This window comes from Dankookia rubra, assembly GCF_004355005.1.
GTDB classification, from domain to species: Bacteria; Pseudomonadota; Alphaproteobacteria; order Acetobacterales; family Acetobacteraceae; genus Paracraurococcus; species Paracraurococcus ruber_A.
In genome coordinates, this window is record NZ_SMSJ01000017.1 from 84,553 (window position 1) to 105,133 (window position 20,581).

Below are 20,581 nucleotides of genomic sequence, written 5' to 3' on the forward strand. Positions count from 1 at the left end.
GTGGCATCGATGGAACGGGCCGGGTTGAGCGCCGCGGAGGCGGCGGCGCGGCTGCGCCGGGATGGGCCGAACGCCCTGCGCGGCGCGGCCCGCCGCTCGCTCCTCCGCGTCGCGCTCGACGTCGCGCGGGAGCCGATGTTCGCCCTGCTGCTCGGCGCCGGCGGGCTCTACCTGGCGCTCGGCGACCTCGCGGAGGCGCTGCTGCTGCTCGCCTTCAGCTTCCTGTCGGTCGGCATCGCCGTGGCGCAGGAGGCGCGGACCGAACGCGCGCTCGACGCGCTGCGCGACCTCTCCTCGCCCCGCGCCCTGGTTGTCCGCGACGGCGTCCGGCAACGGATCGCCGGGCGGGATGTCGTTCAGGGCGACCTGCTGCTGCTGGCCGAGGGCGACCGGGTGCCGGCCGATGCGCGGCTGGTCGCGGCGGAGGAGCTGGAGATCGACGAATCGCTGCTGACCGGTGAGTCCTTGCCCGTCGGCAAGCGCGCCGGAGGGCTGGACAACGCGCCCGCTTCGCCGCGGCCGGGCGAGGATGCCGCGGCGGTCTTTTCCGGCAGCCTCGTCGTGCGCGGCACCGGGGAGGCGATCGTCCATGCGACCGGGGCGCGGACTGAGCTCGGCCGGATCGGCACCGCGCTCGGCGCCATCGAGCGGGAGCCGCCGCGGCTGCGGGCGCAGACCATGGCGATGGTGCGCAGCTTCGCGGTGCTCGGCCTGCTGGCGAGCCTGCTGCTCGCGCTGCTCTACGGCCTGTTGCGGGGCGACTGGCTGCAGGCGGCGCTGGGCGGCATCGCCCTGGCGATGGCGATGCTGCCGGAGGAATTTCCCCTGGTCCTGACCGTCTTCGCGGTCATGGGCGCCCGCCGCATCGCCCGCGCCGGGGTGCTGCTGCGGCAGGCGGCGGCGCTGCAGACGCTGGGCGCGACCACGGTGCTGTGCACCGACAAGACCGGCACGCTGACGCGGAACCGCATGGCGGTCGCGGCGGTGCTGCCGGATCCGCCGCTGGATGAGGCCGCCCTGCTGCGGCTCGCCGCCGAGGCCTGCGAGGACGCGCCCTTCGACGCGATGGAGCTGGCGCTGCGCGAAGCGGCGACGGCCGCGGTGGGCGATGCGGTGGCGCTGCGCCACTATGGCCTGCGCCCCGATCTGCCCGCCATGGGCCGGGCCTGGGCGGCCGGCGATGGCGCCAGGCTGGCGGCCAAGGGTGCGCCGGAGGCGATCCTGCGGCTCTGCCGCGTGCCGCCGGAGCAGGCCGCGCGCATCGCCGCGGCCGCTGCCGAGCTCGCCGGACAGGGGCTGCGGGTGCTCGGCATAGCCGAGGCCGGGCTGCCCGGCCGCAAGGTGCTGCCGGTGCGGCTGGAGGAAGCCGGGCTCGGCTTCCGCGGCCTGATCGGCCTGGCCGACCCGCTGCGGCCGCAGGTGCCGGAAGCGGCGGCGGAATGCCGCGCCGCAGGCATCCGCGTCGTCATCGTCACCGGCGACCATCCGGATACTGCCCGGGCGATCGCCGCCCAGGCGGGGCTCGACACCACGCCGGTGGTAACGGGTGCCGAGCTGGCGCGGCTGGACGCGGCCGGCTTCGCCGCAAGGGCGACCCGCGCCGCGATCCTCGCCCGCGTGCTGCCGGAGCAGAAGCTGCAGCTGGTGCAGGCATTGAAGGCGGCCGGCGCGGTGGTGGCGATGACCGGCGACGGGGTGAACGACGCCCCGGCGCTGAAGGCGGCGCATGTCGGCGTGGCCATGGGCGCCCGCGGCACCGACGTGGCGCGGGAGGCCGCGGCGGTGGTGCTGCTGGAGGATGACTTCGGCGCCATCCTGCGCGCCATCCGGCTGGGCCGGCGGATCTTCGACAACCTGCGGAAGGCGATGGGCTACATCGTCGCCCTGCATGTGCCAATCGCCGGCATGGCCTTCCTGCCTCTCGCCTTCGGTCTGCCGGCGGTGCTGGGGCCGCTGCACATCGCCTTCCTGGAGCTGGTGGTCGACCCGGTCTGCTCCCTGGCCTTCGAGGCGGAGCCGGAGGAGGCGGACGTCATGCGGCGCCCGCCGGAGGACCCGCAGGCGCGGCTGCTGCCGCCGGCGCTGCTCGGCTGGAGCCTGGTGCAGGGCCTGGTCGCCTTCGCCACGACCGGCGGGGTCTATCTCTGGGCCTGGCGGGCCGGCCTGCCGCCGGAGGTCCTGCGTTCCATCGCCTTCACCGCGCTGGTCGCGGCGCTGGTGGCGCTGATCCTGGTGAACCGCGCCTTCGGCGCCTCCCCGCGGGAGGCGCTGGCGCGGCCGAACCCGGTGCTGCTGGCGGTCCTCGGCACGGTCGCGGCGCTGCTCGCCTTCGTGCTGGCCGTGCCGCCGGCGGCGGCGCTGTTCCGCCTCGACGGCTTCGCGGCCTGGCATGCCGGGCTGGCGCTGGCGAACGGCGCCGCCGTGCTGCTGCTGCTGGAGGCGGCGAAGCGGCTGCTGCGCGGGCGGCTGGGGCGCTGAGGCCGGCCCCATGGTGCTTCGCGTTCGAAGCCGGTTCAGGCGTCCGGGCTCGCGCCGTTGCGATCCGGCCTACCCGTCCGAGGTGCCGGGGTGGAAATGCCCGTAGATCTTGCGGGCGACTGAGGGACCGATGCCCGGGGTATTCTCGAGGTCCGGCAGCGCCGCGTTCCGCACCCCGCGGGCGCTGCCGAAGTGGTTGAGCAATTTGCGCTTGAGCGCGCTGCCGACGCCGGGGATGTCGTCCAGCTCGGACTTCACCAGCGACTTCGACCGGCCGGCCCGGTGGGTGGTGATGGCGAAGCGGTGCGCCTCGTCCCGCAGCCGCTGCAGGTAATAAAGGACAGGGTCGCGCGGCGGCAGCTGGAAGGGCGGCTTGCCCGGCTGGTGGAACCATTCGCGGCCGGCATCGCGGTCCACCCCCTTGGCGATGGCGACCAGCGGCACGTCGTGCACGCCCATCTCGGCAAAGAGATCGCGCACCGCGTTCAACTGCCCGAGCCCGCCATCGATCAGCACCAGGTCGGGCCAGCTGCCGCCGGCGCGCTCCGGGTCCTCCTTCAGGGCGCGGCCGAAGCGGCGCTCGAAGACCTCGCGCATCATGGCGAAGTCGTCGCCCGGCTTGATGTCGCCGCGGATCGAGAACTTGCGGTAGGCCTGCTTCAGGAAGCCGGAGGGCCCGCCGGCGACCATGACGCCATAGGCGTTGCTGCCCTGGATATGGCTGTTGTCGTAGACCTCGATGCGCTCCGGCGTGGCGGGCAGCTCGAAGACCCGGGCGACGCCCTGCAGCAGCGCCTCCTGCGCCGTGCCCTCGGCCATCTTCCGCTCCAGCGCCTCGCGGGCATTGGTTTCGGCATGCTCGACGGCGGCGCGCTTGTCGCCGCGCTGGGGACGGTGGAGCTCGACCTTGCGGCCGGCCTTGATGCTCAGCGCCTCGGCGATCAGCTCCTGCTCGGGCGGCGTGTGGCTCAGCAGCACCAGGGGCGGCGGCGGCAGGTCGTCATAGAGCTGGCCGAGGAAGGCGCCCATCACCTCCTCCGGCCCCTGGTCTCCCTTGCTCAGGAAGAAAGGGCGGTTGCCGTTGTTGCGGCCGCCGCGAAAGAAGAAGACCTGAACGCAGGACTGCCCGGCCATCTGGTGCAGCGCCACCACGTCGGCATCGCCGAGGCCTTCCATGTTGATGCGGTCGCGGCCCTGGACATGGGTCAGGCCGCGGATGCGGTCGCGGATCGCCGCCGCGCGCTCGAATTCCAGGCGCTCGGCGGCCTCCTCCATCTCCTTCGCCAGGGCTTTCTGGATGGAGGGGGTCTCGCCCGAGAGGAACTGCTTCGCCTCGGCGACCAGCCCGGCATAGTCCTCCTTGCTGATGCGCTCGACGCAGGGCGCGGAGCAACGGCGGATCTGGAACAGCAGGCAGGGCCGGTCGCGGCTGTCGAAGACGGTGTCGCGGCAGGAGCGCAGCAGGAAGACCCGCTGCAGCGCGGTCAGGGTCTGGTTGACCGCCCAGGCGCTGGCGAAGGGCCCCCAGTAGCTCGCGCCCTTCCGCCGCTCGCCGCGATGCTTGGTGATCTGCGGGTAGGGGTGGTCCTCGGTCAGCACTAGCCAGGGATACGACTTGTCGTCACGCAGGACGATGTTGTAGCGCGGCCGCAGCTTCTTGATCAGGTTGGCTTCGAGCAGCAGCGCCTCGGCCTCGGAGGCCGTGGTGATGACCTCGAGGCTGCGGGTCTCGTGCACCATGCGGCGCAGCCGCTCGGGCAGGCGGGCGATCTGGGTATAGGCGACTACCCGCTTCTTCAGCGCCCGTGCCTTGCCGACATAGAGCGCGTCGCCCTTGGCATCGAGCATCCGGTACACGCCGGGCGAATGCGGGAGGGTGGCGAGCGCGGTCTCGATCACCCGGACGCCCTGCATCACCGGGGCGTCGGGCGAGCTCCCGGCCGGCGCCTCCAAGGGAGCCACGGCGCCGCCGTTTTCATCTTGACTCATGCGCTGCGATTAGGGCCGCACGGCTTTCTGCGGCAAGCGGCAGTTCTCCACGGAAGCTGTGGATAAGTCTGTGGACGCGAACCCGTGATAGCGGCAAATTCGGCTGTCATCGGCCAGTCACATGACATTGCCTAGAAAGTTGGCACTTTAATAAGATGCTGATTTAGAACGGTTTCATCGTTTCGGCGTGATGTCGGGCGAGCCAACTGTAACATTCGCTTTCAGTCGCTGGCGTCGCCGTCGACCGCGCCAGCGCAGTGGACGGTTTCCACGGCGAAGCGTTGGTCAGCGCCGCGTCCGCTCGATCATAACCCCGACAGACGCCGCATCGGGAAAGGCATCCGGCTTCTCCACGGTCACCCGGGCGCGTAGCACACGCGAATCTGACAATGCGGCTTCGGCGATCCGCTCGGCGAGCGTTTCCACGAGAAGGGTATGACCCGAGGCGGCGGTGGCCCGCGCCGCCTTCACCACCCTCTCGTAATCCACCACGCGGCGCAGGTCGTCCGCGCCGATGCCGGCGGGCGCCGCATCATCCTCCACCGCCAGTTCCACCCCGACGACGACCCGCTGCGGCGCCGCCTTCTCATGCGGGTAGACGCCGAGCCGCGCCTGCAGCGACAGGCCGCGCACGAAGATCAGCCGCAGGCCGCGCGCGGCATCCGGGGCGAAGCTCATTCCTCCGGCTCCGCGGCTGGCGGGGCGGGCGACCATTGCAGGTGCTGCCCACCGTCGAGCGCGATCATCTGCCCGGTCATGGCGGGCATGGCGAGGATGGCAAGCACGGCGCGGCCGACTTCCTCCGGGCTGGTGCCGTGGCGCAGCGGGACGCTGGCCGCCTGCCGGTCGAACTGGGCTTGGCTCTGCCGCGGGCTGGGCAGGGCCGGTCCGGGCCCGATGCCGTTGACCCGGATGCGCGGGGCGAGTGCCAGCGCCATCGACTGCGTCAGCGCCCAGAGCGCGGCCTTCGACACGGAGTAGGAGACGAAATGCGGCGTCAGCGACCAGACCCGCTGGTCGAGCATGTTGACCACCAGGCCCTCCGCCCCGTCCGGCAGCGCCCGGGCAAAGGCCTGGGTCAGCACGAAGGGGGCGCGGAGGTTGGGCTCAAGGTGGGCGTCCCAGCTTTCCCGCGTGGCGTCCTGCCACTCGTCGCGCTCGAAGGTGCTGGCATTGTTCACCAGCACGCCGATCGGGCCGAGCGCGGCGGTGGCGGCGGGCAGCAGGGGGGCGACCTCGGCCTCCCGCGCCAGGTCGGCGCGCAGGGCCACGGCGCGGCGGCCGAGCGCCCGGACGGCGCCGGCAGTCTCGGCGGCCTCGGCCTGGCTCCCGGCATAGTGGATGGCGACGTCGAAGCCGGCCTCGGCCAGCGCCAGGGCGATGGCGCGGCCGAGCCGCTTGGCGCCGCCGGTGACCAGCGCGGCACGCGGGATGCTTTGAGGAATCGGCAGGGAGGATGGCACGCCGGGGTGGTAGCGGAAAAGCCGGCTGCGGGGAACCGGGGCGCCGATGTTGACCCGGCCGCAGCGCCGCATAGGGTGCCGGGCGATGGGGTTGTGGGGGATCGTGATGCGCAATGGATGTGTCGTGGCGTTGGCGGTGCTCCTGGCGGGGCCGGCGGCAGCGCAGGGCCTGCCGAACATCCCTGGCCTCGGCAATGCCATCCCGGGCTTGGGCAGGCCGCAGACGCCCGAGGAGAAGCGCGCCTTCTGCGGCCGGGCCGCGAGCGCCGCGGCCAGATGCGTCGGCGCGGGCGGCCTCTCGCTCGATGCCGTCGGGCTGACGAGTTGCCTGATGAAGTCGATGTCGCCGCAGGATTCGCTGCAACTGGCGCAGGTGGCGCAGCGGACGGGCGGCAGCGCCGGCAACCTGCTGGGCGAATGCGGGATCGGCGTCAGCCAATAGGCTGGCGGGATGAGCGGCCTCAGGCGATCGCCGCCTTCCGTACTTCCTCCCGGATCTCGGCCATCAGCCGGGCCTTGAGCGCGCCGAATTCCGGGGTGGTCTTCACCGTCCACTCGCGCGGATAGGGCAGCGGCACCGCGACTTCCGCCTTGATGCGGCCAGGGCGGGCGGACATGACCAGCACGCGGTTGGCAAGGAAGACCGCCTCGTCGATGTCGTGGGTGACGAAGAGCACGGTCTTCCTGTCCGCCTGCCAGATCTCCAGCAGCAATTCCTGCATCAGCTCCCGCGTCTGGTGGTCGAGCGCACCGAAGGGCTCGTCCAGCAGCAGGATCTCCGGGTCGTTGGCCAGCGCCCGGGCCAGGGCGCAGCGCTGCTGCATGCCGCCCGAGAGCTGGCGCGGCCAGTGGTTCTCGAAGCCGCGCAACCCGGTGCGGTCGATGAAACGGGCGGCGATGGCGCGCTGCTCGGCTTCGGGCAGGCCGCGCTCCTCGAGCCCGTAGCGGATGTTCCGCTCCACCGTCAGCCAGGGGAAGAGGGTATAGGATTGGAAGACCATGCCGCGGTCGGGGCCGGGGCCGGTGACCGGCGCGCCGTCGAGCGCGACGCTGCCGGCGGAGGGTTGGTCGAGCCCGGCGACGATCCGCAGCAGGGTGGATTTGCCGCAGCCGGAAGGGCCGAGGATGGCGACGAACTCGCCGGGCGCGACCTCCAGGCTGGTCGGCTGCAGGGCGAGCGTCGGCGCGGCGCGGCCGCGGCCCGGGAAGGTGCGGGTGACGCCTTCGATCCGCAGGGTCTTGTTGCTCACAGCGCGGCCCAGGGAAACAGCCAGCGGTTCAGCGACTTGACCGCGAAATCCGTCACCAGCCCGATCACCCCGATCACCACGATGCCGAAGATCATCTGCCCGGTGTCCAGCAGCCGCTGGCTGTCCATGATCATGTGGCCGATGCCGGAGGAGGCGCCGATCAGCTCCGCCACGATCACGTAGGTCCAGGCCCAGCCGAGCACGAGCCGCAGCGTCTCGGCGATCTGCGGCGCGGCGGCGGGAATCACCACCCGGCGCAGGATGGAGACGGGGCGGGAGCCGAGCGTCGCCGCCGCCTCCACCAGGTCCGGCCGCGTCGCGCCGGCGACCACGGCAACCATGATGACCAGCTGGAAGACGCTGCCGATCACGATGACCGAGAGCTTCTGCGCCTCCCCGACGCCGGCCCAGAGGATCAGCAACGGGATGAAGGCCGAGGCCGGCAGGTAGCGACAGAAGGAGAAGAAGGGCTCGAAGAAGGCCTCGACCGGCTTGAAGGCGCCCATCAGCAGGCCGAGCGGCACCGCCATGACGGCGGCGATCAGGAAGCCGCCGACGACGCGGAACACCGTGACGGCGATGTCGCCGAGGAAGCCGTATTCCGTCAGCAGCGACCAGCCGGAGGACAGCGTCCGTCCCGGCGAGGCCAGGAACAGCGCCGGCACGTGGCCGCCATAGGTGACGAAGGCCCAGGCGCCGAGGAAGACGGCGAAGAACCCGGCGCCGAGCACCAGGCGGGCGCCGGGCGAGACCGGCTTCAGCGGCTGCATGGTGGACGATCCCAAACGGGTGGATTCACGCCTCGCGGTAATCCGCTCTAGGCGACGAAGCGCGTGTCCAGCAGCTTCGACAGATCGACATCCTGCCGCACCACCCCGGTCTCCCGCTGCACCAGATGCGCCTTCCGCTGGAACTCGGGCAGGCCATTGGCGACGTAGTCCTTGTTCTTCGCCGCATCCATCCATTCGATGAAGCCGGCGCTGGCCTTGAAGGCCTCGGCCGACTGGTTCACCCGGCGGCCCATGATCTCGAAGGACTTCTCGGGCTCGGCCTTGATCATCTCCACCGCATCGTACCAGGACTTCACCACCCGCCTCACCGCTTCGGGGTTGGCGGCGATGAAGGCGGGCTGGAAGGCCAGCGTGTCGACGATGCAGGGGTAGTCGAGCGTGGTCGCCAGCACCTTCGCCTTGTCGGCGCCGAGGCCGCGCACCGTCGACAGGTAGGGCTCGTAGGTCGCGCAGGCGTCGAACTGGCCGGCGGCGAAGGCCTGCGCGGCCGGCTGCGGCGCGAGCGTCGCGGTCTGCACGTCCTTCACCGTCATGCCGTTCTCGCGCAGCATGTAGGCCATCAGGAAATAGGGGGAGGTGCCCGGGCCATCGACCGCGATGGTCTTGCCCTTCAGGTCGGCGAAGCTGCCGATTCCAGGCCGCGCGCCGATGCCGTCGCCGCCATGGCTGCGGTCCAGCACCAGCACCTGCACCAGCGGGATGGTGCTGGCCCAGAGGATCATGGTGTCGACCGTGGTCACCACGCAGTTCAGCGCGCCGGAGGCGAGCGCCAGGTTGCGCTCCCGCTGCGGCACGAATTTGGTCTCGACCTCCACCCCGTTCGCCTTGAACAGCCCGGCCTGCTCCGCCAGCGTCAGCGGCGCGAAGCCAGTCCAGCCGGACATGCCGATGGTGACCTTGGGCAGGGCCTGGGCGCGCAGGATGGCAGGCAGGGCAAGCGCGCCGGCGGTGCCGGCGATGAGGCTGCGGCGGAACATGGGCTGCGGAGTCTCCGGAGGCATCCAACCGAGCCTATCGGAGCGGGATGGCGGCGCAAGGACCTTTCGCAGCGCAGCAAGGCGCGGGAGACGACATGCTCCACGGTCCTCTCGTCCACCTTTCGGCACCGCCAATACCCATGCGGCGGCACCCGACTCCCAAAAGGAAAGGGCGGATCTTGGGGAAGCGAGCCTTTTCCTTCCCCGACCTTCCCTTTCGTCAGATATCCGGGTTCAGCGTCGCGCTGCTGCCGAAGGGGCGGCTGTCATGCAGGTCGTCGGCACTGCTGCCATCGCCCTCCTGCCCGGCCGGGCCCTTCTCGCAGGCGGTCTTGATGCTGCCGAGCGTCCGCTCGACGGCGAGCCGCATGCCATGGTCGACATTGCCGTGTTCGCGTTGCATCCGCTCGGCCACCTCGGGCTTCGGCGTCAGGCTCAGCTTGAGCTCGACCGCCGAGCCGCCGGTTGCCTCGGTCACCGAGAGCGAGCCGCCGTAGTCCTGCATGGTATGGGAGCCCCAGCGCATCCGCCGCGCCTCGGGCTCGGCCTTCACCCAGCCGTCGTTGCGGTACTGGTGACCATCGGCCTCGCCCTCCACCGCCACGTCGTCGTGCTGGTCGTGATGCCCCTGCGGGCCGACCCGGGTCACCGTCGGCAGGTAGCGCGGCATGTTCCTGAGGTCGGCCAGGAAGGCGAAGACCTCGGCCGGGGGCCGTCCGATCTCGATCCGGCCGGTATAGTCGCCCATTGGTCGTCTCCCCTCGGTTCCACGGCCGAACGCAGGGGATGGGCCGGGCGTTCCCGAAACAGGGAGGAGCTACCGGGCCGCTGCCCGCCGGCCCCGGCCGCCGCGCTTCTCCGGGTCGTAGCCGCCGCCGCCCGGACCGAGCGGCTTCGGCTTCCAGTCCTGCTTGGGCCGGCCGGGCTTGGCCCCGGGCTTGCCCCCGGCACTGCGCGGCGCCGCCTCCTGCAGCGACCGCCCGGCCAAGTTCGGCTCCAGGCCCAGGTCCAAGGCCTCCAGCCGCTTGATCTCGTCGCGCAGCCGGGCGGCTTCCTCGAATTCCAGGTCGGCGGCGGCGGTGCGCATCCGCTTCTCCAGCTCGGCGATCGAGGCGCGGAGGTCCTTGCCGACGAACTGCGCGGTCCGGTCGCCCTCGACCGCCTCGACCGTCACGTAGTCCTGCTCGTAGACGGACTGCATGACGTCGGCGATCTGCCGCTTGATGGTGGTGGGCGTGATGCCGTGCTCGGCGTTCCAGGCCATCTGCTTGGACCGGCGCCGCTCGGTTTCCTCCAGCGCCTTGCGCAGGCTGTCGGTCATCCGGTCGGCATAGAGCACCACCCGTCCCTCGGCATTGCGGGCGGCACGGCCGATGGTCTGGATCAGCGAGGTGGCGCTGCGCAGGAAGCCTTCCTTGTCGGCGTCGAGGATGGCGACCAGCGTGCATTCCGGGATGTCGAGGCCCTCGCGCAGCAGGTTGATGCCGACCAGCACGTCGAAGGCGCCTCGGCGCAGGTCGCGGATGATCTCGATCCGCTCCAGCGTGTCGACGTCGGAGTGCAGGTAGCGGACCTTGATGCCCGCCTCGGTCATGTACTCGGTCAGGTCCTCTGCCATGCGCTTGGTGAGCGTCGTCACCAGGACGCGGCCGCCCTTCTGGATCTGCTCCCGGCATTCGGCCAGCAGGTCGTCGACCTGGCCCTCGACCGGGCGGATCTCGGTCACCGGGTCGATCAGCCCGGTCGGGCGGATCACCTGCTCGGCGAAGGTGCCGCCGGTGCGCTCCATCTCCCAGGGTCCCGGCGTCGCGCTGACGAAGACGGTGTTGGGGCGGTAGGCCTCCCATTCCTCGAACTTCAGGGGACGGTTGTCCTTGCACGACGGCAGCCGGAAGCCGAACTCGTCGAGCACGCTCTTCCGCGCGAAGTCGCCGCGATACATGCCGCCGAGCTGGCCGATGGTGACGTGGCTCTCGTCCACAACCAGCAGGGCGTTCTCCGGCAGATACTCGAACAGCGTCGGCGGCGGCTCGCCGGGTGCGCGTCCCGTCAGGTAGCGGGAATAGTTCTCGATCCCCTTGCAGCTGCCCGTCGTTTCCAGCATCTCGATGTCGAATTGGGTGCGCTGCGCCAGCCGCTGCGCCTCCAGCAGCCGGCCCGCCGCCTCCAGTTCCGCCAGCCGCTCCTGCAGCTCCTTCTTAATGGAGATGATGGCCTGCTGCATCGTCGGCCGCGGCGTGACGTAGTGGCTGTTGGCGTAGATCGAGACGCGTTCCAACTCGGCGGTCGTCTCTCCGGTCAGCGGGTCGAATTCGCGGATGCCGTCCACCTCATCGCCGAACAGGCTGATGCGCCAGGCGCGGTCCTCGAGGTGCGAGGGCCAGATATCCACCGTCTCTCCCCTGATCCGGAAGGTGCCGCGGGCGAAGAAGCTGTCGTTACGGCGGTACTGCTGCTCGACCAGGCCTTTCACCAGCACGTCGCGGTCGATGCGCCCGCCGATCTCGAGCTTCACCACCATGCGGCTATAGGTCTCGACCGAGCCGATGCCGTAGATGCAGGAGACCGAGGCGACGATGACGACGTCGTTGCGCTCAAGCAGCGACTGCGTCGCGCTGTGGCGCATGCGGTCGATCTGCTCGTTGATCTGCGCATCCTTCTCGATATACGTGTCGGTGCGCGGGACGTAGGCTTCCGGCTGGTAGTAGTCGTAGTAGCTGACGAAGTATTCGACCGCGTTGTCGGGGAAGAAGCTCTTCATCTCCCCGTACAGTTGCGCCGCCAGCGTCTTGTTGGGCGCGAGGATCAGGGTCGGGCGCTGCACCGCCTCGATTACCTTGGCCATGGTGAAGGTCTTGCCCGAGCCGGTGACGCCCAGCAGCACCTGGTCGCGCTCGTCCGCCTGCAGCCCGGCGACCAGTTCGCGGATCGCCGCCGGCTGGTCACCATTCGGCTCAAAGGGGGAGACGACCTTCAGCACTCGCTCAGGCGGCGGGGCGGGGCGCTTGGCGGGGAAGAAGGTGACCGGGGCGAGGTGGTTCATCGTACCCCCTATCTGGGTTCGCCGGCACCCGGCGTCGAGCGCCGGCCGAAGCGTGGCGGCCATGCTGCCACGGCGGCGCCGGATAGGGGAGAGACGGCGCGGGGGCGGCGAGCCCCCGCGCCCTTCGTTCAGCGGCGGCCGCTGCGCAGCACGCTGGTGATGAGCCAGGTCGCCGCGACCGCGACGCCGATCGCCACCAGCGGGCGCGACCGGGTCACGTCGCGCAGCTGCTCGGCATAGTCGACCGCCATGTCGCGGCCCTGATAGGCGTAGCGGCTGGCCGAACGCCCGGCCTCGGAAGCCGCCGGGCCGAGGCGCTTCTCGACCAGATCCTCGAGGTCGGACCAGAGCCGCGACAATTCGCCGCGCGCATCCTCGCCCTTGTCGCGCAGCCGCTCGCCGGTGTCACGCAGGCTGCTCCTGGCGCGGCGGCCGTAATCCTCGGCGTTGTCGCGGGCATCGCGCGCGCCGGAGCGCAGGCTGGAAAAATAACTGTCGGTCATCGAGTCCTCCGTCCCATTCGGTTCGGCGTCGCTAACGGATCAGGCGCCCCAGGGTTCACCGGCATGGTTACGGCAGGCGGCGGCGGTGCGGCGGATTCACTTCCGGCCGCGATCCGCCCTAGAAGGCGGCATGTCGGAACCGCAGAAGCAACCCATGGTCGCCGTCCTCGGCGCCGGACCCGCCGGCCTGATGGCAGCGGAGATCGCCGCCCAGGGCGGGGCGGAGGTCACCGTGCTGGACCGCATGCCCTCCCCGGCCCGCAAGCTGCTGATCGCCGGGCGCGGCGGGCTGAACCTGACGCATTCCGAGCCGCTGCCGGCCTTCCTGGCCCGCTACGGCACGGCCGAGGCCCGCCTCGCCCCCTTCATCAAGGCTTTCCCGCCCGCCGCGCTGGCCGCCTGGGCCGAGGCGCTGGGCCAGCCCACCTTCGTCGGCAGTTCCGGCAGGGTCTTCCCCCGCGCGATGAAGGCCTCGCCGCTGCTGCGCGCCTGGCTTGCCCGGCTCGGCGGCCTCAGCGTCACGCTGCGGCTGCGGCATCGCTGGCTGGGCTGGGAGGACGGGGCGCTCGCCTTCGAGTCCCCGGAAGGCCCGGTGCGGCTGCGCCCCGCGGCGGCGGTGCTGGCGCTCGGCGGCGCCTCCTGGCCGCGGCTCGGCTCGGACGGCGCCTGGGCCGGTCTGCTGGACGGCGTGGCGCCGCTGCGCCCGGCCAATTGCGGCTTCCGCATCGCCTGGTCCGACCACCTCCGCGCGCGCTTCGCCGGCACGCCGCTGAAGCGCATCGCCCTCTCCTTCGGCGGCAGGACGGTGCGGGGCGAGGCGGTACTGACCGCGGCGGGGATCGAGGGCGGCGCGGTCTATGCGCTGTCCGGCGCCCTGCGGGAGGAGATTGCGGCGGGTGGGCCGGCGACCCTGTCGCTCGACCTGCGGCCGGACATGAACCCCGCGGCGCTGGCCGCCCGGCTGGACGGGCCGCGTGGCGGGATGTCGCTCGCCAACCACCTGCGCCGCGCCGGCCTGCCGCCGGTGGCGACCGGCCTGGTGCAGGAGGCGCTGCATGCCGGCGCCACCGCGCCGCTCTCCCGCCTGGTCAAGGCGCTGCCGCTGGTCCTGACCGCGCCGATGGGGCTCGACCGCGCCATCTCCTCGGCCGGCGGGCTGGGATGGGACGAGGTGGACGAGCGCCTGATGCTGCGCCGCCGCCCCGGCGTCTTCGCCTGCGGCGAGATGCTGGACTGGGAGGCGCCGACCGGCGGCTACCTGCTGCAGGCCTGCTTCAGTACCGGCCTCGCCGCCGGCCGCGCGGCGCTGGACTGGGCTCGCGGCCAGCCGGCCGGCTGAGCCGGACGCCGGCGGTGTCCAGGGTCGCGTCACGCATCCGGACGGCCCTGCGCTACGGCATCAGCACCAGGTCGTCGCGGTGGACGATCTCGTCGCGCCCGCGCCAGCCGAGGATCTTCTCCAGCTCTTCGCTGCGATGGCCGGCGATCTGCCGGGCATCCTCCATGTCGTAGGCCGCAAGGCCGCGGGCCAGTTCGCGCCCCGCCTCGTCCCGCACGCTGACCGGGTCGCCGCGGTGGAAGCTGCCCTCCACCGCGCGGACGCCGGCCGGCAGCAGCGACGAACCGCGGGCCAGGGCGCGGGCCGCGCCGGCATCCACCACCAGGCTGCCGAGCGGCGCGAGGGATCCGGCGATCCAGCGCTTGCGGGAGGAGCGGCCCTCCGGCGAGGCGAGAAACCAGGTGCAGCGCGCCCCCTGCTCGATCGCCCGCAGCGGATTGTCGCGCTGGCCGAGGGCGATCGCCATGGCGCAGCCGGCCCCCGTTGCGATCCGCGCGGCGATCAGCTTGGTGCGCATCCCGCCGGAGGAATAGCCGGGCGGCGGGTCGCCCCCCATGGCCATGATCTCGTCGGTGATGCGCTCGACCACCGGCAGGTGCGCCGCGTCCGGGTCGCGCCGCGGGTCGGCGGTATAGAGCCCGTCGATGTCCGACAGCAGGATCAGCGCGTCGGCGCCGGTCATCTCGGCGACCCGGGCGGCCAGCCGGTCATTGTCGCCGAAGCGAATCTCGGCGGTGGCGACGGTGTCGTTCTCGTTGATGACGGGGATGCAGCCGAGTTCGAGCAGGGTGCCGAGCGTCGCCCGGGCGTTCAGGTAGCGCCGACGGTCCTCGCTGTCCTCGAGCGTGAGCAGGAGTTGCGCGGCCGGCAGCCCCTGGGCCGAGAGCGCATCCGCCCAGGCGCCGGCCAGGCGGATCTGCCCGACCGCGGCAGCGGCCTGCTTCTCCTCCAGCTTCAGCTTCTTCCGCGTCAGGCCGAGCGCGCGGCGCGCCAGCGCGATGGCGCCGGAGGAAACCAGGATGACCTCGGTCCCCCGCGCGCGCAGGGCCGCGACATCGGCGGCGACGCCGGCCAGCCAGGCGGCGCGCGGCGCCGCGGTCTTCTCCTCCACCACCAGGGCGGAGCCGATCTTCACCACCACGCGCCGCGCGCCAGCCAGAGCGGGGATGGTCGGCGCCGTGTCGTCCAGGGATTGCATGGTCGGGCGCATAGCATAGGCCACGCGCACAGGGAAAAGGGCGCCCCCTTGCGGGGACGCCCCTCCCGGTCGTCGGCGATCGGTCAGGCGAAGAGCATGTCAGCCGCCGCCAGCTTGGTGGCATGCGCCAGGAAGACGCTGTCGCCGGCCGTGTCGTAGGTGACCAGCAGGCCGGAGACGCCGCCCTCGGTCGCCGTCTTGGTATGGATATCGGCGCTGGTCAGGCCGGTGAACTTCAGCTTGTCGGTGCCGGCGGTGAAGTCCTGGATCACCGCATGGCCGTCATGGGCGTTGAAGACGAAGGTGTCCTTGCCCGCCCCGCCGGTGAAGTTGCCCATCCCGGTGCCGGCGATGAACTGGTCGCTGCCGCCGCCGCCAACCGCGGTCGCCGCCCCGCTGCCGGCATGCAGCACCAGCTTCGCCATGCCCTCGACCGTGACGCTGTCCTTGCCCGAGCCGAAGGTGACGTCGGCGACCGAATAGCGACCGTCATAGCTGCCGTTGTAGAGGCTACCGTTGTCGGTGCGGTCATAATCGGCGAGCGAGGAAAGCCCGGCCGCGGTCACCTTGACGACGTCGTCGCCGGCACCCGTCTTGATGGCCATGGTATTGGCGGTGGCGCCGCTGGCATTGCTGTGCGCCACCCAGGTCAGGTGGTCGCTGCCGTCGCCGAGCGTCACCGCGCCGCGCTTGGCGCTGACCAGCATGACGTCGAGCGCCTGGCTGCCCGCTGCATGGAGGTCGATATCGGCCCGCACGAAGTTGTCGAAGGCGAGCTTGCTGGCGAAGCCCGCCGTCCACGACGTTGGCGCCATCAGCACCGCCGGGGTGTCGTTCCAGGCGCCGGTGGCCCCGAAGGTGTGGTAGTCGGCGCCGTCGAAGGTGGTGTGGCCTTCCCAGGCGGTCTTCCCGTAGTTGGGCGCGAAGCCGAACTTCGCCGCAGGCGCGGCGTCGCCGGCCGTGGTGCTGGCACCGCCGTCGACGACGGCGGCCTTGGTGAAGCCGAAATCGACCCCGCCATTGGATTTGAGGTCGGCCGTGCCGGCCGCGAGCGCGGTGCCGTTGAAGCTGATGCCGTCGACATGCAGGTTGCGGTCGGCCGAGGCGCTGCCGCCATAGGCGTCATTGACGAAGGTGACCGTCAGCTTATGCGCGCCGGCGGCGAAGTTGCCCTTCACGGTGATGCTGTCGTCGCCGGCACCGTGGCTGGCGCCCGCGGTCAGGGTGCCGCCGATCTGCTTGCCGTCGACCGCGATCGTGTACTGCGCGCTGCCCTGCCAAGCATCCTGGGAAATCTTCAGCACGAGGCTGTCGGCGCCGGAGCCGATGGTCTGGGTGATGATGGGATTGACGGGGTCGCCCGGGTCCGTGACCGTGCCGCCATCGTAGCTGGAGTTCGGCACGGCGTATTTCACGTCGTACAGGGTGATGGTGTTGTCGTAGCCGCTGCCGTGCTGGGCATCCGTCGACCACCAGGTCTGCATGCCGATGCCCGGGGCCGAATTCTCGCCACCATGGGCGTAATCGGCCGGCACGTGCTCGGTGGTCGTCCACATCTCGACGCCGTCGACATAGCCGGTCAGCCGGCCGGCCTCCCAGTTCAGGGAATAGGTGTGGGTCTGCTTTACGTCGATGCCGTCCATGTAATAGGACTGGAACTGGTTCGACCCGTCAGCACCCTTCCAGTGGATGGTCGAGTACGGGGTGCCGCCCGGCAGCAGTTCGACGAGGTCGAGTTCCGGGCCCGGCCACACGTCGGTGCCCGGCCAAAGCAGCGCGTAGGGACCCGGCGCATCGCCCTGGCCCATCGAGAGGGTGAAGCTGTAGAGGCCGTAGCCATAGCCGGAATCGGCTGGCCCCCAAGGCGGAACCATGGCGCCGGAGTCCTGGTTGTCCGGCGTGCTGCTGATCGTGATCTGGCCGGCAACGCTGGTGTCGAGCCCGGGCCCCCAGGTGCGGGTGAGCATGCCCGTCCCGCCGTTGTCGAAGCTTTCATCCCAGACGGTGGTGTACTGAGTCAGGTCGAGGGTAGCGGCCATGATCAGGCTTCCTGCGTTGCTTTGGGGGCGGCAGGCCTTGGTCACCGGCACCGTTGCTTGCGGGATTTCTTGCCCCGAAAAACAACCTATGGTTGAGGCTTCGGACGCGCTTGTCCTGCGGCCACCCGGACGACCTAAGGCTTGTTCCCCACAGTTACGTGAAGCACGGAAAAGTGATTGTTCGTGCCGGAACACGATATGTCGGATTCAACCTACACGCGCAATCGCGTAACTGTGATTCTCCGATCACGTTTTTTGTTCGCTTTTAGAATGAAGACCGTGCCCATTCGGCACCGGACATACCGAACCCGATGCGGATTCAGCGGCTTGGAGTTGTGCTCCAGCGGGATCGTTGCGGTGCAGGGCTCAGCGTCAGGGCATCCGGGATGTCACATCCGGCGGAGGCTGCGGGTGGGCAGCCGCAGCTAGGCCGGCCCGAAGATGCAAAACGCCCGGGGCCTTGCGACCCCGGGCGTTCCGATCCTGCCGATGACTGGTCGAGAATTCTCGGCCCGGGCGCCATCCGCCTGGGCGAGACGCCGACTACTGTTCCTGGTCGAGCGATCCGATCGGGCGGACCAGGGTACGCGGCGGCAACACCGGGGCCGGCGCAGGGCGATCGGCCCGCTCGGCGCGGGCCTTGGCGACGATGTCCGCGAGCCGCCGCAGGACCTGCGGCACCTGTTCCCCGGTCGCGCCGGAAATCAGCATAACCGGCACGCCGGCGGCGCGTTCCAGCGCCTTCGCCCGGCTGGCACGGGCCTGCGGCGTCATCGCATCCACCTTGTTCAGGCAGAGCAGCTCGGACTTCTCGGCCAGGCCCTGGCCATACTGCTCCAGCTCCGCCCGCACCGTGCGCCAGGCGGCGGCGGGATCGGCCTGGCTGCCATCGACCAGGTGCAGCAGCACCGCGCAGCGCTCGACATGGCCGAGGAAGCGGTCGCCGAGCCCGACGCCCTCATGCGCGCCCTCGATCAGGCCGGGGATGTCGGCGAGAACGAACTCCTCGGAGGCATTCAGCCGCACCACGCCGAGCTGCGGGATCAGCGTGGTGAAGGGATAGTCGGCGATCTTCGGCCGGGCGGCACTGACCGCGGCCAGAAAGGTGGACTTGCCCGCGTTCGGCAGGCCGACCAGCCCGACATCGGCGATCAGCTTGAGGCGCAGCCAGATCCAGCGCTCCTCCCCCGGCCAGCCCTTGTCGGCGCGGCGCGGCGCGCGGTTGGTCGCCGACTTGAAATGGGCATTGCCATGCCCGCCATCGCCGCCGCGGCAGATCACGACGCGCTTGCCGGGCTCGTCCAGGTCGGCGAGCACCACGTCCTTCTCGTCCGACAGGATCTGGGTGCCGACCGGCACCTTGAGGACGACATCATCCGACCCCGCTCCGGTGCGGTCCTGGCCGGCGCCGTTGCCGCCCTTGCGGGCCTTGAAGTGCTGCGCGTAGCGGTAGTCTATCAGGGTGTTGAGGCCGTCCACGGCCTCGATGACCACATCGCCGCCGCGACCGCCGTTACCGCCGTCGGGGCCGCCGAATTCAATGTATTTCTCGCGGCGGAAGGCGATGACGCCGTCGCCGCCATCACCGGCCTTCACCCAGACCTTGGCTTCGTCGAGGAACTTCATGACGGGAATGGAACCCTGGAAATGCAAACGGGGGCCGAGAGGCCCCCGTACCAACGCGCGGAGCGGTTGAGCTGGTTACTCGGCCGCCTGGGCGATCGGCTCGACCGAGACATGCACGCGGCCTTCGGCCCGGCGGGTGAACTTCACCCGGCCGTCGATGGCGGCGTGCAGCGAGTGGGTGCGGCCGACATAGACATGCGGGCCGGCCATCATCTTGGTGCCCCGCTGGGTCACGATGATGTTGCCGGCGCTGACCGCCTGGCCGCCGAACAGCTTCACGCCGAGGCGCTTGCCGGCGCTGTCGCGCCCGTTGCGGGAGGAACCGCCAGCCTTCTTGTGTGCCATCTGTCGATCTCCTTCAGGCGGCCGCGATGTCGCCGATGCGCAGGGTGGTCAGGTCCTGGCGGTGGCCGCGCTTGCGGCGGCTGTTCTGCCGGCGGCGTTTCTTGAGAATGAGGATCTTCGGGCCGCGGGTCTGCTCGACCACGGTCGCGGTGACGCTGGCGCCCGGGACGGTCGGGGCGCCGATGGTCAGGCCGGCATCGGTGCCGAGCGCGAGCACGTCATGAAAGGTGATGGTGGCACCGGGCTCGGCTTCCAGCTTCTCGACCGTCAGGACGGCGTTCGGCGTTACCCGGTACTGCTTTCCGCCGGTGCGGATCACTGCGAAGGTCATCGTGCGGCCCCACCTGGTCGTGCCAGGATTGCGTGCCGAGGCGGCACCGCCCCGGAAGAGTTCTGTGGAAGTATCGGCCATAGAAGGCCGCCGGCGACGCCGGGGCGCCGTCGGGAGGCGGGGCTTATAGCGGGGGCCTGCCAGCGGCGTCAACGGCAGGATGCGCTTCGATCGCGGATCCGGCCGCGGTCAGCAGCAAGGGCGTTGCGCGGCGGCGCGGCTGCCCTTATAGCGCGGTCCGGCCACGGAGAGGTGGCAGAGTGGTCGATCGCGTCGGTCTCGAAAACCGAAGTCCGTGCAAGCGGACCGTGGGTTCGAATCCCACCCTCTCCGCCAGACTATCCTCCCCGGCTGTTCCCCGGCGCTCCAGATGGGTGATCGTTCCCGCAAGATAAAAGATGCGGTTTACTGCCGCATGGCTGCCATTATTCCCCGGACGCAGCGTGGAATGTGGGCTTCGCTAGGCGACGTGGCCGGCAACCTGTCGCACTGCGCGCAAAGGCCCTGAACAAGCCGGGACAGTACCGAGACGGCGGCGCTCTCGACTTCCAGGCCCGTGGTGCCCGGCATCGACCCTGGCTCGTCCGGCACGACATTAGCTGCCCCACCAGCACGACCCGTGCACGTTCGGAGCCGGTGATCTCGCCCTCGATCGCCTCGCGTCGTGCCGGCAGTGGCCGGCATCATTCGCGGCGTTGTCGGTCAGTAAGCTGGCAACGATCGCAGCGGGGCCCGCGTCCAGGGCAAGGTGCAGCTTGCGTCAGGACCGGCACCTCCCGCCGTGCTTCGCCTCAACCCACTCGCCCTGGCCAAGCAGCTTCAGCTCCGCGCTGTTGATCACCGGAAGCAGCAAGCCGTTCGGAACCGTCGTGGGCTACCGCTCGGCGAAGCTGCGGCTGCGCCGCCTTGAAGCCTGCAGTCTGGAACGCGCCGCGCCTGCCCAAGCAGCCGCAGCACGCCCGTGACAAAACCATCGGACTGGCGCAGGGCGAGGTGGAATACGAGCCGCAGCATCAGCACCGACTGGATCGCCGCATCCGGGCACCAGGGCCTGGCCGCCCGGCGTGCTCCGCCGCGGTGCCTGCCATGCGGCCACCGCAGCTTCAGCAAGCCGGAGCGTCGGTTCACCTCGCCGCCTCGGGCCGGTCTCGTAGGCCGACCACTTCTGGACCCGGCGGCGCACCTTCGGGATGCGATGGCGGCGGGCCG

The 20,581-nt window shown here is 70.7% G+C and carries 18 protein-coding genes and 1 tRNA gene; 4 read left to right on the top strand and 15 right to left on the bottom strand.

Features of this window, described 5'->3' with window-relative positions:
• The first annotated feature begins 24 nt into the window (after positions 1–24).
• The gene (locus E2C06_RS15020; RefSeq protein ID WP_241671292.1) at positions 25–2,478 is read left to right on the top strand and encodes a cation-translocating P-type ATPase; all 2,454 of its coding nucleotides are present in this window, start codon (positions 25–27) and stop codon (positions 2,476–2,478) included.
• Positions 2,479–2,547: 69 nt separating this feature from the next.
• Here the strand turns inward: E2C06_RS15020 and uvrC are convergent, their stop codons facing one another.
• The 3 genes from uvrC to E2C06_RS15035 form a co-directional block, all read right to left on the bottom strand.
• Complete coding sequence (uvrC, locus tag E2C06_RS15025) at positions 2,548–4,392, bottom strand: excinuclease ABC subunit UvrC (protein WP_133289447.1); 1,845 nt, start codon at positions 4,390–4,392, stop codon at positions 2,548–2,550.
• A 360-nt stretch (positions 4,393–4,752) separates the two neighbouring features.
• Positions 4,753–5,145 carry a dihydroneopterin aldolase gene (folB, locus tag E2C06_RS15030; RefSeq protein ID WP_241671293.1) on the bottom strand — a complete coding sequence of 131 codons (393 nt, stop codon included), beginning with the start codon at positions 5,143–5,145 and terminating at the stop codon, positions 4,753–4,755.
• The gene (locus tag E2C06_RS15035; RefSeq protein WP_370451439.1) at positions 5,142–5,930 is read right to left on the bottom strand and encodes an SDR family oxidoreductase; all 789 of its coding nucleotides are present in this window, start codon (positions 5,928–5,930) and stop codon (positions 5,142–5,144) included. The genes folB and E2C06_RS15035 overlap by 4 nt, the downstream gene beginning before the upstream one ends.
• A gap of 106 nt (positions 5,931–6,036) precedes the next feature.
• On the opposite strand from E2C06_RS15035, the gene E2C06_RS15040 reads away from it, so the two are divergent.
• Entirely contained in the window at positions 6,037–6,372 is a 336-nt protein-coding gene (locus E2C06_RS15040) for a hypothetical protein (RefSeq protein ID WP_133289422.1), read from the top strand.
• Positions 6,373–6,391: 19 nt separating this feature from the next.
• Here the strand turns inward: E2C06_RS15040 and E2C06_RS15045 are convergent, their stop codons facing one another.
• From E2C06_RS15045 to E2C06_RS15070, 6 genes are all read right to left on the bottom strand, one after another.
• A complete protein-coding gene (locus E2C06_RS15045; RefSeq protein WP_133289423.1) occupies positions 6,392–7,180 on the bottom strand; it encodes an ABC transporter ATP-binding protein in 789 nt (262 codons plus the stop codon).
• Positions 7,177–7,950, bottom strand: a complete 774-nt coding sequence (locus E2C06_RS15050; protein WP_133289424.1) for an ABC transporter permease — start codon at positions 7,948–7,950, stop codon at positions 7,177–7,179. Before E2C06_RS15050 ends, E2C06_RS15045 begins: the two co-directional genes overlap by 4 nt.
• Positions 7,951–7,997: 47 nt before the next feature.
• Complete coding sequence (locus E2C06_RS15055; RefSeq protein WP_133289425.1) at positions 7,998–8,948, bottom strand: ABC transporter substrate-binding protein; 951 nt, start codon at positions 8,946–8,948, stop codon at positions 7,998–8,000.
• A gap of 220 nt (positions 8,949–9,168) precedes the next feature.
• Positions 9,169–9,696, bottom strand: a complete 528-nt coding sequence (locus E2C06_RS15060) for an SRPBCC family protein (protein ID WP_133289426.1) — start codon at positions 9,694–9,696, stop codon at positions 9,169–9,171.
• Positions 9,697–9,765: 69 nt separating this feature from the next.
• Positions 9,766–11,991: an excinuclease ABC subunit UvrB gene (gene uvrB / locus E2C06_RS15065; protein WP_133289427.1), complete on the bottom strand. Its 2,226-nt coding sequence runs from the start codon at positions 11,989–11,991 to the stop codon at positions 9,766–9,768.
• 128 nt (positions 11,992–12,119) lie between these two features.
• Positions 12,120–12,494: a hypothetical protein gene (locus E2C06_RS15070; RefSeq protein WP_133289428.1), complete on the bottom strand. Its 375-nt coding sequence runs from the start codon at positions 12,492–12,494 to the stop codon at positions 12,120–12,122.
• 94 nt (positions 12,495–12,588) lie between these two features.
• Here E2C06_RS15070 and E2C06_RS15075 point away from each other — a divergent pair, with 94 nt between their 5' ends.
• Complete coding sequence (locus tag E2C06_RS15075) at positions 12,589–13,833, top strand: TIGR03862 family flavoprotein (RefSeq protein WP_277751831.1); 1,245 nt, start codon at positions 12,589–12,591, stop codon at positions 13,831–13,833.
• A 52-nt stretch (positions 13,834–13,885) separates the two neighbouring features.
• On the opposite strand, the gene proB is transcribed toward E2C06_RS15075, so the two are convergent.
• From proB to rplU, 5 genes are all read right to left on the bottom strand, one after another.
• A complete protein-coding gene (gene proB, locus E2C06_RS15080; protein WP_133289430.1) occupies positions 13,886–15,031 on the bottom strand; it encodes a glutamate 5-kinase in 1,146 nt (381 codons plus the stop codon).
• An 83-nt stretch (positions 15,032–15,114) separates the two neighbouring features.
• The gene (locus tag E2C06_RS15085) at positions 15,115–17,070 is read right to left on the bottom strand and encodes a carbohydrate-binding domain-containing protein (RefSeq protein ID WP_133289431.1); all 1,956 of its coding nucleotides are present in this window, start codon (positions 17,068–17,070) and stop codon (positions 15,115–15,117) included.
• Between the two features lie 543 nt (positions 17,071–17,613).
• Positions 17,614–18,696, bottom strand: a complete 1,083-nt coding sequence (obgE, locus tag E2C06_RS15090; RefSeq protein WP_133289432.1) for a GTPase ObgE — start codon at positions 18,694–18,696, stop codon at positions 17,614–17,616.
• Between the two features lie 75 nt (positions 18,697–18,771).
• The gene (rpmA, locus tag E2C06_RS15095; RefSeq protein WP_133289433.1) at positions 18,772–19,041 is read right to left on the bottom strand and encodes a 50S ribosomal protein L27; all 270 of its coding nucleotides are present in this window, start codon (positions 19,039–19,041) and stop codon (positions 18,772–18,774) included.
• Positions 19,042–19,054: 13 nt separating this feature from the next.
• Positions 19,055–19,372 (bottom strand): 50S ribosomal protein L21, encoded by a 318-nt coding sequence (gene rplU, locus E2C06_RS15100; RefSeq protein WP_133289434.1) that lies wholly within the window; start codon positions 19,370–19,372, stop codon positions 19,055–19,057.
• Between the two features lie 246 nt (positions 19,373–19,618).
• Here rplU and E2C06_RS15105 point away from each other — a divergent pair.
• A tRNA-Ser gene (locus E2C06_RS15105) sits at positions 19,619–19,708 on the top strand.
• A gap of 501 nt (positions 19,709–20,209) precedes the next feature.
• Here E2C06_RS15105 and E2C06_RS40785 read toward each other — a convergent pair.
• Positions 20,210–20,500 (bottom strand): transposase, encoded by a 291-nt coding sequence (locus tag E2C06_RS40785; RefSeq protein ID WP_369126536.1) that lies wholly within the window; start codon positions 20,498–20,500, stop codon positions 20,210–20,212.
• Between the last annotated feature and the right edge of the window lie 81 nt (positions 20,501–20,581).